The organism is Burkholderia sp. LMU1-1-1.1, assembly GCF_040675865.1.
Classification (GTDB): Bacteria; Pseudomonadota; Gammaproteobacteria; order Burkholderiales; family Burkholderiaceae_D; genus Rugamonas.
In genome coordinates this window covers 419,687-437,991 of the sequence record NZ_JBEGHG010000034.1, presented here as the reverse complement: position 1 = coordinate 437,991, position 18,305 = coordinate 419,687, and the positions used below count along the sequence as shown (strand labels likewise).

The following is an 18,305-nucleotide window of genomic DNA, read 5'->3' as shown; positions in this document are numbered from 1 at the left end:
CCCGGGGTCAGAAATGCGACTACTGTATCCCAATACCGCCTTTGCGAATGTTCTGTTGGGCAAAGGGTTCGGAACAAACGGGGGCGGTGCCGACACACATCTAAGCGATGGATGTCAGGAACGCGTCGGCGATAGGATAAACAGTGGAAAAATCGTATCGACGACCAAATTTTGGTGTCCAGTAACGACCATGGGCGAGCCAATTCCGATAGTTAAACGCACCGATCAACTCGCCCACCAAGAGCTTCGACACATTTGAATTGTCACGCCAGCAGAGCAATAGATCGTCGTCCAATCTCGCCCGCTCTTCCTTCACCTGGTATATTGCGCGCAGAGCTCGCGAAATCTTGCCCTTCTCTTTGTTATGGACTCGTCTCAAGTAGTCGGTACGTACGGCGGCTTCCACACAGGCGAGGGCTGAGAGGGCGCTGTTGTGGTCGATCTCAGTCAATACACTCGAGCGCACCACGTCCACGGACAATCCGACATATCCTGCAAGACTCGGGTGGGCGGTGAGCACTGTGGGGTCAGGATTGGAAAAAAAATCATATGTCGCCGTCGTCACTACCGAGTAATGTCGCGCAACATCGGGTAGGGTCAGTGCCTGATCGGACAGGCTGAGTTTACTCACCCCGCACGACCTTCATCAACATGTCCAAAAACATCTCGCGCGTCAGTTCAATGTACGCCAGTGCCGGCGGGGCCGGCATAATTTTCCACACCAGATCAGGCATCGCAACTTGCTCTGGTATTGGTTTTTCATCAAATGCAAAGAGTGGGTTCTTTGCCCTTTTGGGAACCAGGATCAAGCGACAAACTCCCCGGGGGCCTTCCATGTCGACGCGTCCCCATGCGCCAATCAAGAACGTGCCTATCGGTTTGAGCTTCACAACAGCTTGCCCGACGGTGATTTCGATCTGGGGTGCCTGGTATGTGCCAGTTTGCTCTTCGGTTAACGGGACCATTCTGGTCGATGTCTTGATCCCCTTTTCCACATAGGCGTTCAGCCAGTCATTGACCAGCTTTTTTAGCTCATCTAACTTCGAGAGCCAGCGCCGCTTGTCCTGTTCAATCGACATCGCTCCTGCCGTCTCATCGCTGGCAACAGCCGTTTGCTCTTGAATGAACTGCATAAACTTGTCAGTCATTTCTTAGCCTCCAAACCGTACCGGCGCATTATCGCATCAAGGGTGGAATGCACTTGCGAAGCCCGAAACAGGCAGGCGTATCATTTTCGCGTTCATGGCCGCTGTTCGCGATAGCGGTGCGCCAGCACCAGCGCCAGCGCGGCCGAGGCGGCGCGCGCCGGGGCCGGGTCGGCGCGGCCGGTCAGCGCGATCGGCACGGCCGCGCCCAACACCACGCCGCAGCAGGCCGCGCCGGCCATGTACTTGAGCTGCTTGGCCAGCAGGTCGCCGCTTTCCAGATCGGGCGCGATCAGGATGTCGGCCTGGCCGGCGACCGCCGAGACGATGCCGTCGGCGCGCGCGGCGGCGGGCGAGACGGCGTTGTCGAAGCCGAGCGGACCGTCCAGCAACGCGCCTGCTATCTGGCCGCGATCGGCCATCTTGCACAGCGCGGCGGCGTCGATGGTCGAGCCGATCCTGGGGTTGACGGTTTCCACCGCCGATAACAGCGCCACCTTCGGGCACGCGTTGCCCAGCGCGTGGGCGAGGGCGATGGCGTTTTGCACGATGTCGACCTTGTCGGCCAACCGTGGCTGGATGTGCAGCATGCCGTCGGACACCAGCAGCGCCTTGCCGTAGGTCGGTACCTCCAGCCGGAACACGTGCGACAGGCGGCGCTTGGTGCGCAGCGCCGGCTCGGCCAGTACCGCGTCGATCAGTTCCTCCGTATGAAGGCTGCCTTTCATCAGCATTTCCACCGCGCCGCCGGCGGCCAGGGCGGCGCCGCGCGCGGCCGCCGCGTGGCTGTGCGCTTCGTCGATGACTTCCGCATCGTCCAGCGACAGTCCGTCGCCGGCCGCCAGCGCGCGCAGGCGCGGCGCCGGCCCCACCAGCAGCGGCACCATCCATCCCTGGCTGGCCGCCTCCAGCGCGCCGCGCAGCGACACGAGGTCGCATGGATGGATCACCGCGCAGCGCACTGGCGCCAGCGACCGGGCCAGCTGGCGCAGCGTGGCGTACGGATCGGCGGCCGGCGCCAGGCAAAACGGCGGCAGCTGCGCGCGCGGGCGCCGCACTTTCTCGGTCGGGGCGATCACCGTGGCCACGCCGGTCAGCACCACCGTGCCGGTCTGGTTCCTGATGTCGCAGTCGAGCGTCACGTGCTTTTTTGTTTGCTCCTTGGCGCCGACCGTGGCCGTCACGCGCAACTCGTCGCCGATGCGCACCGGTTTGAGGAATTGCAGCGTCTGCGCCAGGTAGATCGTGCCGGGGCCGGGCAGGCGCGTGCCGAGCAGGCGCGAGATCAGCGCCGCGCCCCACATGCCATGCGCGACGACGCCCTTGAATAGCGTGCCGTGCGCGTACTCGGCGTCGACGTGGGCGGGATTGACGTCGCCGGAGACGGCGGCGAACGCGGCGATGTCCTCCGGCGACAAGGTGCGGCTCAGGCGCGCGCTTTGCCCGACGCGCAGTTCGTCGAAGGTGACGTTTTCGATGAACTCTTCGGTGTTGTCGGTGTCAGTCATAGCAGGGTGTCCGGCGCCGGGGCGCGGACCCCGATGCGGTGCAGTCTACGAGCGGACACCGGTTCGACTTTGATCTGGATCAATCCCGCGACCGACGGTGCTTCGTCATAATGGACCGTCAAGCCATGGAGGCGTGTGTGAATATTTTGCCGATGCGTGTCAAACCGGCGTCCGAGGTGGTGCACGAGCCGCCCGCGCCCGAACTGGGCAACGAGTTCGATCTGTTCGTGCAGGCGCAGCTGGCGCGCACCACCGGCGGCGTGTCGCCGATCGCGCTGGCCCTGGCGTTCCAGGACTGGTGGATGCACCTGGCCAGCGCCCCCGGCAAGTGCGCCGAGCTGGGGGCGCAGTGGCTGGCCGCGTTCTCGCCGTTCGCCCCGCCCGTCGAGGCCGATCCCGACGACCGCCGCTTCGTCCAGCCGCCGTGGCGGCAGTGGCCGTTCGACCTGTACGTGCAGGGCTTCCTGCGCTGCCAGCGTTTCTGGCGCGACGCCACCACTGGAGTGCGCGGCGTCTCGCCGCACCATGCCGACGTGGTGCGCTTCACCGCGCGCCAGTTGCTCGACATGTGGTCGCCCTCCAATTTCGTCGCCACCAATCCGGAGGTGCAGCGCGCCGCGCTCGCCAGCGGCGGCCGCAGCCTGGCCGACGGCGCGCTCAACTGGCGCAAGGACCTGTGCCGGCACCTGGCGCCGCCGTGGATGGCGGTGCCCGAACCGCCCGGCCCGCAATACCGGCCGGGCGTGGACGTGGCGGTCACGCCCGGCGACGTGGTGTACCGCAACGAGCTGATCGAGCTGATCCAGTACGCGCCGCAGACCGCGACCGTGTACCGCGAGCCGGTGCTGGTGGTGCCGTCGTGGATCATGAAGTACTACATCCTGGACCTGTCGCCGCGTAACTCGATGGTGCGCTACCTGGTGGGGCAGGGCCATACGGTGTTCATGATCTCGTGGCGCAATCCCGGGCCGGACGACCGCGCGCTGGGCATGCACGACTACCTGCGCCAGGGACTGTTCGCCGCGCTCGACGAGGTGCGGCGGCGCTGCGCCGGGGCGCCGGCGCATGGCGTCGGCTACTGCCTCGGCGGCACGCTGCTGGCGATCGGCGCCGCGGCGATGGCGAACGGCGACCACGGCCGGAAGGAGGACCTGGCGTCGCTGACCTTGCTGGCGGCGCAGACCGATTTCAGCGAGCCGGGCGAGCTGGGACTGTTCATCGACGACAGCGAGCTGGCCTTCCTCGACGCGCTGATGTGGGACCAGGGCTATCTGGACGACGAGCAGATGGCGGCGTCGTTCCAGCTGCTGCACGCGCGCGACCTGGTCTGGTCGCGCATGATGCGCGAGTATCTGCTGGGCACGCGCACCGCGCCGAACGATTTGATGGCGTGGAACGCCGACAGCACCCGCCTGCCGTTCCGCATGCACAGCGAGTACCTGCACCAGTTGTTCCTGCGCAACGACCTGGCCGAGGGGCGCTACCATGTCGACGGCAGGCCGGTGGTGCTCGACGACGTGACGGTGCCGGTCTACGCGTTGGCGACCGAACGCGACCACGTCTCGCCGTGGCGCTCGGTGTACAAGATCCACCTGCTGTGCGACGCGCCCATCGACTTCGTGCTGGCCTCGGGCGGGCACAACGCCGGCATCGTGTCCGAGCCGGGGCATCCGCGCCGCGCCTACCGGGTGCAGCCGCCGTTGCGCGGGGCCGACGGTTACCGCGCCCCCGACGCGTGGCGCGAGCAGGCCGACCTGGTGGAGGGATCGTGGTGGCCGCACTGGCAGCGCTGGCTGGCGGCCCGGTCGAGCGGCGCGCTGGTGGCGCCGCCCGTGGCGCGGGAGCCGCTGGAGCCGGCGCCGGGACGCTATGTGCTGGAAAAATGAGGGACGGCGGAAGGCCCCGCGCCGGACGCCAACGACAAGTCGGCCGCGTGGCAGTGTCATGCGGCCGCTTCCCACTTGGAAACCCTTGCGCGGCATGTTCCCTGGATGGGATGTTTAGTCGGCGTCGGTGATCAGGTAGCTCGAATACAGCTGCGAACTGTTGGCGCCGCTATAGACCATCTCCAATCGCGTTTCCGCGACAGCCAGCGCCGGCACCGAGGTATTTTGCCCCGCTATTTGCTGGGCGGCACTCCAGTTGACGCCGTCGCCGGAGGTGCTGACCCACAGCTGGGAGTTGTTGGCGTCGGAGTACACCAGATACAGCAACCCTTCAAACGCGGCCAGTGCCGGGATTGAGGTCTGCTGGTCCTGGATTTGCTGGGCGGGATCCCAGTTCAGGCCATCGAGCGATCGCGTGCAGTACAGCTGCGAACTGTTGTTGCTTGTGTAGACCATGTACAGATAATCGCCCATGGCGGCGAGCGCCGGCACCGAGGAATACTGGCCGGCGATTTGGACGGCTTGCGACCAGTTGGCGCCGTCGCTGGTCCGGGTGGCCCAGAGCTGGGAGCTGTTGGAATCGGAGTACACCATGCACAGATAATCCCCGAACGCGGCCAGCGCGGGGATGGACGTTTGCTGTCCGATCTCGACGGCCGTGCTCCAGGTGATCCCGTCCGCAGAAGTGGTCGAATAAATCTGGGAGCTGTCCGAGCCGGTGTAGAGCATATACAGCAAGTCGTGGAACAATGCCAGTGCCGGCACCGACGTCTGCTGGCCGATTTCGGTGACTGGCTGCCATGTCACGCAGTCGAGCGACAGGGTGGTCCAGATCTGGGAGTTGTTAGCGTCGCTGTAGGCCATGCAAAAGCCGCCTTGCGGGGCGGGGGCCAAGGCGGGAATCGAGCCGAACTGACCGGGAATGGCGGTCGGATTGGAAAATACGATGGCTGTGTTGGCGGCGCGTTGCGGAAGGTTCTCAGGCTTGTTCATAGTGTTTCTCCAGTTGGTGGTACGGGTGGTGTTGCACGTGTGCGCCGGTCGGCGCGTGGCCCTTGCGGGCCGGTTCATGAGCACTCATGGCAGGGTGGGTGTCGCCTGGGCATCGGGAGCCCCCCATACCACGAGCGAGAAATCCTGGCGCGAGGGCGCGATCTGCGACAGGCTGAAGACGTTGCGGTCGGAGGCATACACGGTGACCGAGTCGGACGAGGTGATGGCCAAACCCTTTCCCCAGCGAAAGCTGCTGTTCATATAGGGTTCGGCGACCGACCACAGCAAGAGGATGAGGGCGTGGGCCAGCGGTGCTTGCTGATTGTTGAGCATATAGCTCAGCAAGTCGGTCAGGGTCTGGCTCACGCCCGGCACGGCCATTTTCCGCTCGCCGGGTAGTTTGCTCAACGGTTCCCGGGCGGCCAGGTCGATGTGATACAAGCACATGACATTGTTGCTGCCGTCGTCGTTGGCATTCAGGGTGAACATGAAGATGCGGCCGTCGGTCTGGGTCACCAGCGCCAGGCCGGCGCCGGATTCGGCAAATTCCTTGGTGTGGTAGACCGGCTCGAAGCCGATTTGCGATGGCTGCAGGGAGTCGCTGGTGGAACGGTACAGGGTCAGTTCATGTCCGTTGACGCCGGCGACGAGATAGCGCCCGCCCGGTCCGGCTTCCTTGGTCATGCCGACGCCGTTGACCCCTCCTTTGTGGGCGATCCTGCCCAGGACAACCATCGGCTCGTTACCCAGGGTAGGACGCAGATCGCAAATCTGGATGACGGAGTCATCGCCGCTCGTCTCGCTTGCCTGGATGCCCATCGCCATGAAGCTGCCGCAAGCCTGGGACGAGCAGGGATGGCACCAGTTTTGTTCCTGGGTGTCATAGGTGGCGTCGACAACGCCCTGGCCGCCTGCGCCCAGTTTGTCCGCGATGAGGTATTTTCCCGATGCCGCGCCGTCATCGACATCGGTGTGGGTGAAAATGAGTTTGTCGGCGAACGCAGCGATCCCCTTGAAATGGGAACACAGCGTGCCGGCAGGCTTGGTGGGCGCAGTGGGGCAGGCGTAGTAGTTGCGCGTGGCAATGTCGGGAACGGCGTTGAATGCGTCGAGCACGTTGCGCAATTCGATATTGGCTGGAACGATCATGGTTTCTCCTTGACGACGGTGGTCACATGGCCGGGCCGGCCAGCGTCGCTGCGGATTTGGCCGGTTGCCGGTGAACTGTTTCGGAGATTGAATTATTTGGAGGAATACGACCTTACGATTACCTTACCGTGCCAAGTTATTGTTTCTAAACATTTTTATCGGAGCTGTCCGCACGCCGGGGCGCCCCACGGCGGCCCCGGTCGGGTTATGCCTTGCCAGGCAGGCGTCACGTTAATCTGGGATATTGCCGCCGGTACTGTTTTTAATCTCCGGATCGGTACTGGCGATCAAGCGCGCGACGGGATAAGGCGGCGTTCCACCGTTTACCGCTGTTTGCGTTTGGGTGAACACCAGGATCAGGCCGCGTGTCGAATTGGCTGCCACGTCAATGATCAAAGACCCGTCCGTTTCGGCGGCGTAGACGCTCTTTAACTCATCCCACGCGTCCAAGGTCTTCGCCACTCCGGCGTACAGCCTGACGGTGGCGTCGAGCTTTGCGGGTGGCAGGCCCGTACCACGGCGGGTCTCCTGCTGCGATAGCTGGATCAGCTTGACTTTGTTCGCATCGCAACGCTGAGCCCTGGCGTTCAAGTCTTTCGGATTCGCCGGCACCCACAGCGGCTCGTTGTGTTGTCCATCCTGGTAATACAAAACGGTTTCCGTGTCGGTAGGGTTCGGGACGACGGGAACCACATAAAAGGTTGCAATCTTTTTTTGCATGGGGGTGGGCGCGGCTACTTGGCTCGTCATGGTGTGGCTCCTCGTTTGAACTGCGTTAGAAACTCGGTCGACCGGGGGCGATAGCCTCCGGCGCTTAGTTTTTGCAACTCGTTCCCAGCGACGGCGCCGGCTCCGGCGCAGGCGCGCGCCGTCAGCCACGCTTCCAGCACGAAACCCGCCTGGCCGGAGTCGATCGCCGGTTGCAGGGTCAGGCGTGTGGTTGCGCAGTGCGCCGCCGGCGCGCCGGCATGCGCGCGTATCAGCAGCAATCCCGCGCGAGCCTGTAGTTCCCGTCCCTGCCATAGGTAGGGGTGGTTCGCCATCAGGGCCCGTAGTCCTTGCGCCGCCGCGTAGGCGCTGTTGCGCGCGGCCGGCCAGTCACGCTTGGCGGCGGCCAGTTCGGCGTCGGCCAACGTGGCTTGAACCACGGTTTGCTGCCACAATTGCGGATTGGCGCGCTCGACATTGGCTTGGGCGGCCAACCGGCGACGCAGCAACGGCAAGGCGGGAACGATGGAAACACCGCCATCGACCATGGCAAGCAAAAGGGCGCTTTCCGCATGCAAGCGTTCGGCTTGCCAAAACAGGTTGCCGGCGCCGTTCACTAGGGCCCTGTCGAGCCAGGCCACCGCGCCCTGCCGGGCTTGTAGCGCGCCGGCGCCGTGTCCCAATGCCAGGAGCGCCTCGGCGCGCCGTGTTTCCAGCACGCCGAGGTCGCGCAGCCGCACCGACTCGCTGGGCCGGGCCGTCGTCAGTTGCAGCTGCACGGCGCGCGCCGCGTCGTACAACGCCAGCGCCCGCACCGGCTGGCCCTGGATATGGGCCAATTGCCCCAGCCAGGTATGCGCGCTAGCGACCGCGTCGCGCGCTTCGACATCATCCGGGTGGCCGGCCAGCACCGCCGACTTGAGGGCGAGCGACGCCTCGAAGCCGCGCCGTGCCTCATCCCAGCGGCCGCGCTTCATGGCGATGGAACTGAGGCTGCCAAGCGCATAGCCAAGTTCGGCGCGGGCCTGCGGGTCCGCCGGCGCCGCGGCCAGCCATCGTTCGCTGGCGGCCCGATAGCGCTCCATCTGCTTGCTGGCCTCGTCCAGGCGGCTGGCGTCATAGGCGATTTGACCGAGCCAAAACGCGCTGGCTCCCAACGTCTTGTAGTATTCCCCGCTATCGCCGTCCGGGACCTGGTCGATGGACACCAGCAGGTCGTAGGCGCGCACCAGGGCGGCGGTCGCGATGTTGAGATGGTTCTTGCCGCGGGTGCTGTTGACTTCGCCTATCACCACCAGCGCCTTGGCCCGTTGCAAGGTGTCGGCGGCGGACTCGTCGCGCGCATCGGTGGGATTCAGCAACTGAAAGCCCTGTTCGCCTATGCTTTCGAGCAAATCGAGCTTGCCGACCGGGCGTAATTGGTCGGCCAATTTGCCGAGCATGAAGGTGGCCAGGCGGCGGCTTTGCAGCTCGCGCGCGGACACGGCTTGTGCCAGTTGGGCATTGCGCACGGCCGCCACGCCGGCGATCGCCGCCAGCGCGAGCACCCCGGCGGCGGCGGCCCAACGTCGGCGCGCCTGCCATTTGAGCCGGGCGAGGGAACGGGCCACGAAGTCCAGCTCCTCGGCGCTAAACAGGTGGGGGACCCCGGACGCGGCGCTGCCGGACTGCCACAGCAACGTTCCGCGCGGCAGCAACAACGCGTTGGCGCGCGCGCCGTCCAGCCAGCGCCGCACCCACGGCGCCAGTTCATCGCGCGCCGCCAGCGTCGCGCGGTGCTGCGCCACCCATGCGGTGACCCGGGGCCATTTGCGCAGCAGCGCCTCGTGCGCCACCCGGAAGCAAATCACGCCCGCCACCCGGTCGGCCACCAGCAGGCGCGCATCGACCAGCGCGTCTACCAGCGCGCGCTCATTGTCGTCGGCCAGGCTGGCCTGGATCACCGAGCGGCCCGTGGGCGCGGCGTCTTTGGCGGACAAGGCCATCAGGCGCGGCAGCAGTCGGGCCAGCGCGGCTTGCTGCGCGCCGGGCAAGCCCGCCAGGATCGCTTCCGCCCGGCCGCCGATCGCCCCTTCGAGCCCGCCGAGTTCCTCGTAGGCGGCCCATGTCAGTTCATTGCCAGGCTCCCGCTTGAGGTAAAGCGCCTGTAGCGTGTATTGCAGCAGCGGCAAAGCGTCGCCCGCTTGCGTGGCCTCGGCGCACAGGCGGTCGTCCAGCCGATTCAAGCCGTTCGCGTCGCTGCCATAGGTTAAATTGGCCGCGCGCGCCGGCAGGCGGATGATTTGGCTGATGGCCTCCGCATCGGGGGGCGCCAGGTCCATGTGGGCGCCGTGCTCCTTGTCGTGCATGAGCAGGCGATGGCCGGCCAGGCTGGGATAGAAGTCGTTGCGGCACACCGCGAGCACCATGACCAGTCGACTGTGCACCAGCTGCTCGACACAGTCGAGGAATGCCCGCACGTCGATGCCGGCGGCCATCTGGAACAGGCCCTCGAGGCGGTCGAGCACCAGCAGCGGCACCCCGGCGGCGCCTCGCGCGCGCGCCGCAAGTCCGGTCGCCAGCAGCCGTGGCAGTTCGTCGGGTCGCTCGAGCAATGCCTGGGACAGCGATGCGATGCTGTGGCCGGACAGCAAAGGCGTGCCGGCTATTTCCCAGTCCAGCAAGGCACCCGCCAGCGCTTGCCATGGCCCGGTCTCGTCGAGCGCGCCGAGGTCGGCGAGCGCCACGGCGCTGGCGCGCAGCCGGGTGGCCGATGTTGCCGCGTCCGCGGACATGGCCGGCACCAGGCCCGCTCGCACCAACGATGTCTTGCCGGAACCGCTGGGGCCCAATAAAACCACCAGCGGATGTCCGCGTTCCCACTGCGCATCCACGCATGCGAGCAACTGCTTGACGGCCGCATCGCGTCCGAAGTAGACGCTGGCATGCTCCGTATCGAACGGCTCCAGCCCACGAAACGGCGATCTCCCGCGCCAGGCGTTGCCCAGACCGCGCGGTCCCTGGCCGGACAATACGCGGATCGGCGCGATGACGCGGTATCCCTGCTTGCGGATCGTTTCAATGTAGCGTGGCTTGCTGGCGTCGTCGCCCAGTGCGCGCCTGAGCCCCGCGATGACTTTATGCAGCGGATTATCACTCTGCGCGTGGTCGGGCCAGCACGCCTCAAGCAGCGCGTCGGCCGTGAGCACCTCGTTGGCATGGCGGCAAAATTCTACCAGTACCGCCATCGGACGCGGCTCCAGCAGCACGATGTCGCCGCCGCGTTCGATGCGGTGCGCGGCCACGTCCACAATCCAATCGCCAAGCAGGAAGCGCGCGGTGTCCGGGATCGGCTCGCTGCTGGATGGCACGGACTGGGGGGGGGATGGGGCCGGCTTCAACGTTGCTCTTTAAGCGTGGGAGGTCAGGCCGGACGTTTGCGGAAACATGTACGCCGCAATGCTTGTCGGGGGATTTTGTTATATTAAAGCCAATATCGCATGTTCCTTATTTTTTGGCAACCTGTAAATATTGCTAATAAGTGCGATGGCGGGGATGTTGAGAAAAGAAAAAGGCCGATGCGGACGCGGGAAAGCGTCGGCATCGGCCTCGTGGGGCGCCGGCGGTCAGGCGACCGCCGGCGGATTCATACTTCAGGTCGGGCTCGCTTCCTCGTCCGGGAAGGCGTTGGTGGCCTTGGAGCCCCACAGCGCGTAGAACAGCACATAGACTTCGCACAACGCGGTCAGCAGGAAGGACATCTGCAGGCCGTAGATGTCGGCCAGCCAGCCCTGCACCACCACCAGCGCGCCGCCGGCGATGGCCATGATAAGCAAGCCGGCGCCTTCCTCGGTCATCGGGCCCAGGCCCTTGATGCCCAGTGTGAAGATGGTCGGGAACATCACCGAGTGGAACAGGCCCACCGAGATCAGCGCCCACATGGCGATGTGGCCGGTGGTGAAGGTGGCGATCAGCATCACGATGGCGGCGCCGATGCTGGCACCGGCCAGCACAGTCTCGGCCGACACGGTGCGCATCAGCGCGGCGCCGACGAAGCGGCCGATCATCATGCCGCCCCACAGGATGAACAAGTAGTGCGACGCGGTTTCGTGGTTGACGTTGCCGATTTCAGGCTGCGAGACGAAGTTGATGAACAGGTTGGCCACGCCGATCTCGGCGATCAGGTAGATGAAGATGGCCGGAATGCCGAACACCAGATTGCGGTGGCGCCACAGCGAGTGCTTGCCGCGCTGTTCCTTGGTGGCGCGGCTGGTGCTGGACGATTTCATTTCCGGCAGCGGGAAGCGGGCGATGATGACGGCCAGCACGATCAGCACGCCGGCGACGATCAGGTAGGGCAGTTGCACCGCTTGGGCGTCGGCCAGGCGCTCGGCCTGGGTCAGCACCTGGCCCGCTTCGAGCGTGCCCGAGTTGGAGCGGCCCAGGATCAGGTAGCCGCCGAACAGCGGCGCGAACGTGGTGCCCAGCGAATTGAACGCCTGCACCAGGTTCAGGCGCGACGAGGCGGTCTGCGGCGAACCGACGACGGCGACGTAGGGATTGGCGGCCACTTGCAGCAGGGCGATGCCGCAGGCGATCACGAACAGCGCGAACAGGGTGACCGGATACGACGGCAGGCGCGCCGCCGGGATCATCATCAGCGAACCGGCGGCCATGATGGCGAGGCCGACGACGATGGATTTCTTGTAGCCGATGCGCTCGATCAGGCGCGCGGCCGGGATCGAGGCGACGAAGTAGGCGATGAACCAGACCGACTCGATCATCGTGGTTTGTGTGTAGTTCAGGTCAAAGACGCTGCGCAGGTGCGGCAGCAGCGTATTGTTAATGACGGTGATGAAGCCCCACGTAAAAAACAGACTTGCAAGCAGCGACATCGTCGCACGATAGCTTACAACGGGAGACGAGGTCGTCTCCATAGTGCGAGCAGATGAAATAGGCGCTGCCATAATCTTTCCTTTCCAACAAGCGGGAGGAATATGGTAGAGCCAATCCCCTTATCTTGCCAATGAATAAATAACAATGTCCTATACCTTTTTCGATATGGCAGATATCACCAGATCGTAGTACTGGTAAAACAGCAAGGTCAGGCCTGCACCTTGTGGTCTTCCGATTGGGCTTTTTCCATCGCTTCCGGCTCGAGTTCCTCAGCCGAGCGGTTCAGATGCACGAACACGCCCCAGGCCGCCAGCAGCACGCCGACGCTGGCCACCAGCGCCGCCACGTACACCAGGCCGGCGAGATCGTCATGCACCGCGTGGAAGGTGGCCACCAGGCCCTCGATCGCCAGCGCCACCACCACCACCACGAAAAAGCGCGACAGGAAGCGCCGCACCCGCGTCGGCGCGCTGATGTCGGCGTCGCGCACCACTTCCTCTTCGATGATGGTCTCGGCGATCTGCAGCGCCACCACGGCGGCGGCCAGGATGCCGATCGCCTCGATCACCTCCTGGGCGGCGGCCAGGCCGATCTCGCCGGTGGCGGCGTCCCAGCCGATGCGCGCGCTGATGGCGATGAGGAACAGCGCGGCGACGGCGAACAGGAAGGCGATCAGCGCGTGGATCGCGCCGAAGGCCGTCAAGAGCTTTTTCATGGGGGTGTCCTTACAAGATTCCGTTATTGCTAAATTGTAAGGTGATAGGCGCGGGGCTTATGTTCGCTATGCAGCATATAGCCGGCAAAAAAGCACCAAGGCCGCCTAAAAAAAAGAAAGCGCAAAGAAAAACGCGCCGGCAGGCCATCGGGGAAGATGGCCGGCCGGCGCGCCGGTTTGGTACCGAAGGGCGTTAGCCTCCGCTGGTTATTTCTTCGCTTTGCGGCGGGCGACTGCGCCCATCAGGGCCAGGCCGCCGAGCATCATGGCGTAGGTTTCCGGCTCAGGCACCGCGCTCGGGATGGCCGAAACGGTGGCACCGTAGGTCGAATTCGCCAAACCGGTCACGCCGGTGATGTTGACGCTGTAGATGCCGGCGGCCAGCGGACCGGTCCAGCTCAGGGTTTGCGAACCGGCGCCAGGCGTCGGCGAACCGAAGCTGGTGCTGTTCAGTACGGCCGAGAAATTCAGAATCTGGCCTGCGGTCACGGCGAACGTCTGGACGGCCGCGAACGATGTGGCCGACGGCGCCAGCAGCTCGAAGGTCCAGGTGTCGTTAATGGAGACACCGGCACCGAACTTCTCGGACGAACCGATCAGGCTGTCGAAACCGGACGGGTCGAGCACGCCCAGGTTGTGGACGGTCGCCGAAGCGCTGAACGACGCTGCGGCAAGTACGGCAGTTGCTACAACAGATTTTAATTTCATATTAATCCTCGGCGAAGGGTAGGGGGTGGATCAGGGGTGGGGTGTAACTGAGACCGATAGTAGCATCTTTTGATTTGCAATTTCAATCACACACTTATCGTTTTTACACTTCCTTTCACTTATTTAAGGCCGAGTTGTACGGACGCCTCATTTTCTGTTGCACCGCAGCAATCGACCGCCGATTCGTCATGCCATTTGAGTATATTTACAACGATAAAAATGATTGGCGGCACCGTCATGCTCGCTTTAGGATAGCGTCGCAGCTCACTCGGCACGCAATCAGCCCGCGGTTCACTTTTCAGAAAGATGCTTATATATGTCAGCTACGTCACCAATCAAACTTGCCATCGTCGGCGTGGGCAAGATCGTCCATGACCAGCACGTGCCGGCGATCACGGCCAACACCGATTTCGCGCTGGTCGCCTCGGCCAGCCGCAACAACACCATTGAAGGCATTCCGGGATTCAAGTCGATCGAGGAAATGCTGGCCGCCATGCCCGAGATCGAAGCGGTCTCGCTGTGCATGCCGCCGCAGTACCGCTATGCCGCCGCCCATGTGGCGCTGACCGCCGGCAAGCACGTGTTCCTTGAAAAGCCGCCCGGCGCCACCCTGTCCGAAGTGGCCGACCTGGAGGCGCTGGCCGCCGCCAACGGCGTGTCCCTGTTCACCAGCTGGCACTCGCGCTACGCGCCGGCGGTGCAGCCGGCCAAGGCCTACCTGGCCGCGCACCCGCCTATTAACATGCAGGTGACCTGGAAGGAGGATGTGCGCCACTGGCATCCGAACCAGGACTGGATCTGGCAGGCCGGCGGCCTGGGCGTGTTCGATCCGGGCATCAACGCCTTGTCGATCGTCACCGAGATCCTGCCGTCGCTGGTGTTCCTCACCGGCGCCACGCTGGAATTCCCGGAAAACCGCGACGCGCCGATCGCCGCCGAGCTGCACTTCAAGAACGCCGCCGGCGTGCCCGTCCACGCCGAGTTCGACTGGCGCCAGACCGGCAAGCAGAGCTGGGACATCGTGGTCGGCACAGCGCAGGGCGAGGTCAAGCTCAGCGACGGCGGCGCGCGCCTGTGGATAGCCGGCAAGGAGCAGCCGCTGGAGAAGGAAGCCGAGTACCCGTCCTTGTACCGCCGCTTCGCCGAGCTGGTCAAAACCGCCAGCTCGGATGTCGATGTGGCGCCGCTGCGCCATGTGGCCGACGCCTTCATGCTGGGCAAACGCAAGGTCGTCGACGCCTTCCACGACTGATGACAACCATCACACGACGCGCCACGGCGCTGGCGGCTTGCATATTGCTGGCCGCGTTGCAGCATCCGGCGGTCCACGCGGCCGACGGCGGCTTCGCCAAAGGCGCCGATATCAGCTGGATCACCGAGATGGAGGCGGCCGGCCGCCCCTTCCTCAACCGCGAAGGCAAGCGCCAGGACTTGTTTGCCACGCTCAAGGAACAGGGGATGGACGCGGTGCGGCTGCGCGTGTGGGTCGATCCGGCCGACGGCTATAACGGCCTGGCCGACGTGCTGGCCAAGGCGCGGCGCGCCAAGGCCGCCGGCATGCGGCTGATGATCGACTTCCACTACAGCGACAACTGGGCCGATCCGGGCAAGCAGTTCAAACCGGCCGCCTGGAAGGGTTACAGCGTCGACCAACTGGCCAAGGCCGTGGGCGACCACACCCGCGCCACCCTGGCGGCGCTGCGCGAGGCCGGCATCACGCCGGAATGGGTGCAGGTGGGCAACGAAACCACGCACGGCATGCTGTGGCCGGAGGGCGCGGCCGGCACCCATATGAAGAACTACGCGCGCTTCGTCGCCAGCGGCTACGATGCCACGAAGCAAGTGTTCCCGGACGCGCAGGTGATCGTGCACGTGGATAACTGCCATGACAACCGCCAGTTCCGCTGGAACTTCGACGGCTTGCTGGCCAATGGCGGCAAGTTCGACGTGATCGGCGCGTCGGCCTATCCGACCACCGTCAAGGGTGTCGACTGGCGGGCGGCGACGGCGGCCTGCCTGCACAATATGAACGACCTGGCGGCCCGCTACGGCAAACCGGTGATGCTGGCCGAGGTCGGCGCGCCGTGGAATCATCCGGAGGGCCGGGCCATCATCGCCGACCTGATCGCCAAGGTGCGCCAGGTCGACCACGGCAAGGGCGCCGGCGCGTTCTATTGGGAACCGCAGGCTTACAATTGGAAAGGTTATCCGATGGGCGCCTTCGACAACGGCAGGCCGACCGCGATCATGGACGCGTTCCGCGAGTAGGACGGCGCGCGGCGGATTGCAAGGTGGCAATCCTTCACGGGGTTTTTTTTCGCGCCGCGCCCCTGTTCAGTTTGCTTTGATGTAGATTGGCAAGTTCGATCCATCCAACACGCTTTCTATGTCTTTTCTCACCAGGCGAACCTTGTCGCTTCGGCACCTGCTTATCATCCTGACCGCGATCGGACTGCTGCCCATGGCCTTGCTGGGCGTGTGGAGCATCCACGCGGCCAGCCAGTATCAACAGCGGGAGCAGGAAAGATCGATGCTCGACCTGGCGCGCGCGCTGTCGAGCGCGGTCGACGCCGAGCTCGACGCCTCGGTCGCCATGCTGGCCAGCGCCGCGCGCGCGCCGGCGCTGATGGCCGGCGACGTCGACGGCTTCTTCGATGTCGCATACGGGCTGGCGGAGAACCAGGCCGAATGGCAGGGCATGATCCTGACGGACGACAAGGGCAAGGTGCTGTTCAATACCATGGCCGGGCGCGGCGCCGCGCCGCCCAGGGTGGTCGATCCCGAAAGCCTGAAACGGGTGCTGGCCACGCGCCAGCCGGTGGTGGGCCAGATCCTGCGCGGTCCCCGCGGGCGGGCCGCCTTCCCGGTGCGCATCCCGGTGATCGACGACGACGGCGAGCTGTACACCCTGACCGCCGTGATCCGCCCCGACCGCGTCGTGCAGATGATCCAGCGCCAGAGCATGCCGGCGGGCTCGGTCATTTCCATCCTCGACGCCGCCGGCAAGTTTGTGGCGCGGTCGCGCGACCACGACGGCACGGTCGCCGGCGTGCCGAGCGCGTCGCTGGTGCAACTGATCGGCAGCGCCAAGTCCGAAAACGTCGGCACCGCCACCACGCTCGAGGGCGAGGCGCTGGTCTCGGCCTACACCACCTTGTCGCATTACGGCTGGACGGTGGTGGTGGGGCAGCCGGCGGCGCAATTGCGCAGCGCCGCCTACCAGCGCCTGGCGGTCTACGGCGCCGGCATCCTGGCCTCGCTAGGCGCGTGCATCGGCATCGCCTCCCTGCTGTCGGCGCGCATCGTCACCACGATCAAGGGGCTGCAAACGGGCGCGGCGGCATTGGGCACCGGCGCGCCGGTCACCGTGGTGCCGTCGCGCATCGCCGAGTTCCAGCTGATCGGCGCGGCGCTGGAGGAGGCCGAGCGCCAGCGCGCCGCGCAGGAACGGGAGCGGGCGCTGTTGCTGGACTCGCTGAAGCGGGCGTTGGAGAGCCAGCAGGAGGCGCTGACGCGCGCGCGCGAGGCGGGCCGTGCCAAGGACGAGTTCCTCGCGGTGCTGGGCCACGAACTGCGCAATCCGCTCAGTCCCATCGTCACCTCGCTCGACCTGATGGACATGCGCGACGAGCCGGGCGCGCGGCGCGAGCGCGCGGTGATGCGGCGCCAGACCAACCACCTGCGGCGGCTGGTCGATGACTTGCTCGACGTCTCGCGCATCACCTCGGGCAAGTTGCGCATCGACGCCAGACAAGTCAATTTCGCCGACGTCGTGCGGCACGCGGTGGCGGCCTCGCCGCAACCGGTGATGCTGTCGGCGCCGCCGGCGCTGTGGGTGCGCGGCGACGACAGCCGCCTGACCCAGGTGCTCAACAATCTGTTGTCGAACGCGGTGCGCTTCGGCAGCGACGACACGCGCGTGTCGCTGGCGGCCGACGGCGGCCGGGCGCGCCTGGTGGTCAGCGACAACGGCATCGGCATGGGCCGCGACCTGCTGGCGCGGGTGTTCGAGCCGTTCATGCAGGCGCCGCAGACGCTGGAGCGCCGCACCGGCGGGCTGGGCCTGGGGCTGGCGATCGTGCGCCAGCTCGTCGAGCTGCACGGCGGCACGGTCACGGCCGACAGCGCCGGTCCCGGCCTGGGCAGCCGCTTCGAGGTGCTGCTGCCGCTCAGCGAGGCGGCGGAGGCCGAGCCGCCGGACGTGCCGCGCGGCGCCTGCGCCGGGGTGCGCGTGCTGCTGGTGGACGACAACGTCGACGCCGCCACTTCCGCCGCCGCGTTGCTGGAACAGCTGGGACACGAGGTGCGCGTGCTGCACAGCGCGGAGGCGGCGCTGGCGCAGTTCAGACAATTCGCGCCGGCGGTTGCGATCCTCGACATCGGCTTGCCGGACATGGATGGCTACGCGCTGGCGGCGGCGCTGCGGCGCGCGCAGGGCCCGGCGCCGCTGCGGCTGGTGGCGCTGACCGGGTACGGGCAGAAGGAGGATGTCGAGCGGGCCGCCGGGGCCGGGTTCGACCTGCATCTGACCAAGCCGGCCAGCGCCGAGGAGCTCGGGCGGGCGGCCGGCGCCGCCGGGTGAGGGGCTGCCGGCGGCGCATGCATGGCCGATTACGCT

General features: G+C 65.6%; 14 protein-coding genes. 4 read left to right on the top strand and 10 right to left on the bottom strand.

The genetic code is table 11. The features are described from left to right. Positions 1–100: 100 nt before the first annotated feature. The 3 genes from MRBLMU1_RS23250 to MRBLMU1_RS23240 form a co-directional block, all read right to left on the bottom strand. Entirely contained in the window at positions 101–631 is a 531-nt protein-coding gene (locus MRBLMU1_RS23250; protein ID WP_363506427.1) for a hypothetical protein, read from the bottom strand. Next, a complete protein-coding gene (locus MRBLMU1_RS23245) occupies positions 624–1,148 on the bottom strand; it encodes a hypothetical protein (RefSeq protein ID WP_363506424.1) in 525 nt (174 codons plus the stop codon). Before MRBLMU1_RS23245 ends, MRBLMU1_RS23250 begins: the two co-directional genes overlap by 8 nt. Positions 1,149–1,240: 92 nt before the next feature. Continuing rightward, positions 1,241–2,653 (bottom strand): bifunctional enoyl-CoA hydratase/phosphate acetyltransferase, encoded by a 1,413-nt coding sequence (locus tag MRBLMU1_RS23240; RefSeq protein WP_363506421.1) that lies wholly within the window; start codon positions 2,651–2,653, stop codon positions 1,241–1,243. Positions 2,654–2,763: 110 nt separating this feature from the next. On the opposite strand from MRBLMU1_RS23240, the gene MRBLMU1_RS23235 reads away from it, so the two are divergent. Continuing rightward, entirely contained in the window at positions 2,764–4,539 is a 1,776-nt protein-coding gene (locus MRBLMU1_RS23235; protein WP_414646110.1) for a PHA/PHB synthase family protein, read from the top strand. Between the two features lie 114 nt (positions 4,540–4,653). On the opposite strand, the gene MRBLMU1_RS23230 is transcribed toward MRBLMU1_RS23235, so the two are convergent. From MRBLMU1_RS23230 to MRBLMU1_RS23200, 7 genes are all read right to left on the bottom strand, one after another. Then, positions 4,654–5,532, bottom strand: coding sequence for an exo-alpha-sialidase (locus MRBLMU1_RS23230; protein ID WP_363506418.1), 879 nt, complete (start codon positions 5,530–5,532; stop codon positions 4,654–4,656). An 84-nt stretch (positions 5,533–5,616) separates the two neighbouring features. Next, positions 5,617–6,681 carry a hypothetical protein gene (locus MRBLMU1_RS23225; RefSeq protein ID WP_363506415.1) on the bottom strand — a complete coding sequence of 355 codons (1,065 nt, stop codon included), beginning with the start codon at positions 6,679–6,681 and terminating at the stop codon, positions 5,617–5,619. Positions 6,682–6,912: 231 nt separating this feature from the next. Further along, positions 6,913–7,431, bottom strand: coding sequence for a hypothetical protein (locus MRBLMU1_RS23220; RefSeq protein WP_363506413.1), 519 nt, complete (start codon positions 7,429–7,431; stop codon positions 6,913–6,915). Continuing rightward, complete coding sequence (locus MRBLMU1_RS23215) at positions 7,428–10,637, bottom strand: winged helix-turn-helix domain-containing protein (protein ID WP_363506517.1); 3,210 nt, start codon at positions 10,635–10,637, stop codon at positions 7,428–7,430. Before MRBLMU1_RS23215 ends, MRBLMU1_RS23220 begins: the two co-directional genes overlap by 4 nt. A gap of 384 nt (positions 10,638–11,021) precedes the next feature. Next, positions 11,022–12,263, bottom strand: a complete 1,242-nt coding sequence (locus tag MRBLMU1_RS23210; RefSeq protein WP_363506410.1) for a sugar MFS transporter — start codon at positions 12,261–12,263, stop codon at positions 11,022–11,024. Between the two features lie 209 nt (positions 12,264–12,472). Continuing rightward, complete coding sequence (locus tag MRBLMU1_RS23205; RefSeq protein WP_363506407.1) at positions 12,473–12,979, bottom strand: hypothetical protein; 507 nt, start codon at positions 12,977–12,979, stop codon at positions 12,473–12,475. Between the two features lie 207 nt (positions 12,980–13,186). Then, a complete protein-coding gene (locus MRBLMU1_RS23200) occupies positions 13,187–13,687 on the bottom strand; it encodes an FxDxF family PEP-CTERM protein (RefSeq protein WP_363506404.1) in 501 nt (166 codons plus the stop codon). Between the two features lie 316 nt (positions 13,688–14,003). Between MRBLMU1_RS23200 and MRBLMU1_RS23195 the strand changes: the two genes are divergently transcribed. The 3 genes from MRBLMU1_RS23195 to MRBLMU1_RS23185 all read left to right on the top strand — a co-directional run bounded on the left by MRBLMU1_RS23195 (position 14,004) and on the right by MRBLMU1_RS23185 (position 18,269). Continuing rightward, positions 14,004–14,939, top strand: a complete 936-nt coding sequence (locus tag MRBLMU1_RS23195) for a Gfo/Idh/MocA family protein (RefSeq protein WP_363506401.1) — start codon at positions 14,004–14,006, stop codon at positions 14,937–14,939. Beyond that, complete coding sequence (locus MRBLMU1_RS23190) at positions 14,939–15,955, top strand: glycoside hydrolase family 53 protein (protein WP_363506398.1); 1,017 nt, start codon at positions 14,939–14,941, stop codon at positions 15,953–15,955. Before MRBLMU1_RS23195 ends, MRBLMU1_RS23190 begins: the two co-directional genes overlap by 1 nt. A 142-nt stretch (positions 15,956–16,097) precedes the next feature. Next, entirely contained in the window at positions 16,098–18,269 is a 2,172-nt protein-coding gene (locus tag MRBLMU1_RS23185; protein WP_363506395.1) for an ATP-binding protein, read from the top strand. Positions 18,270–18,305 lie beyond the last annotated feature (36 nt).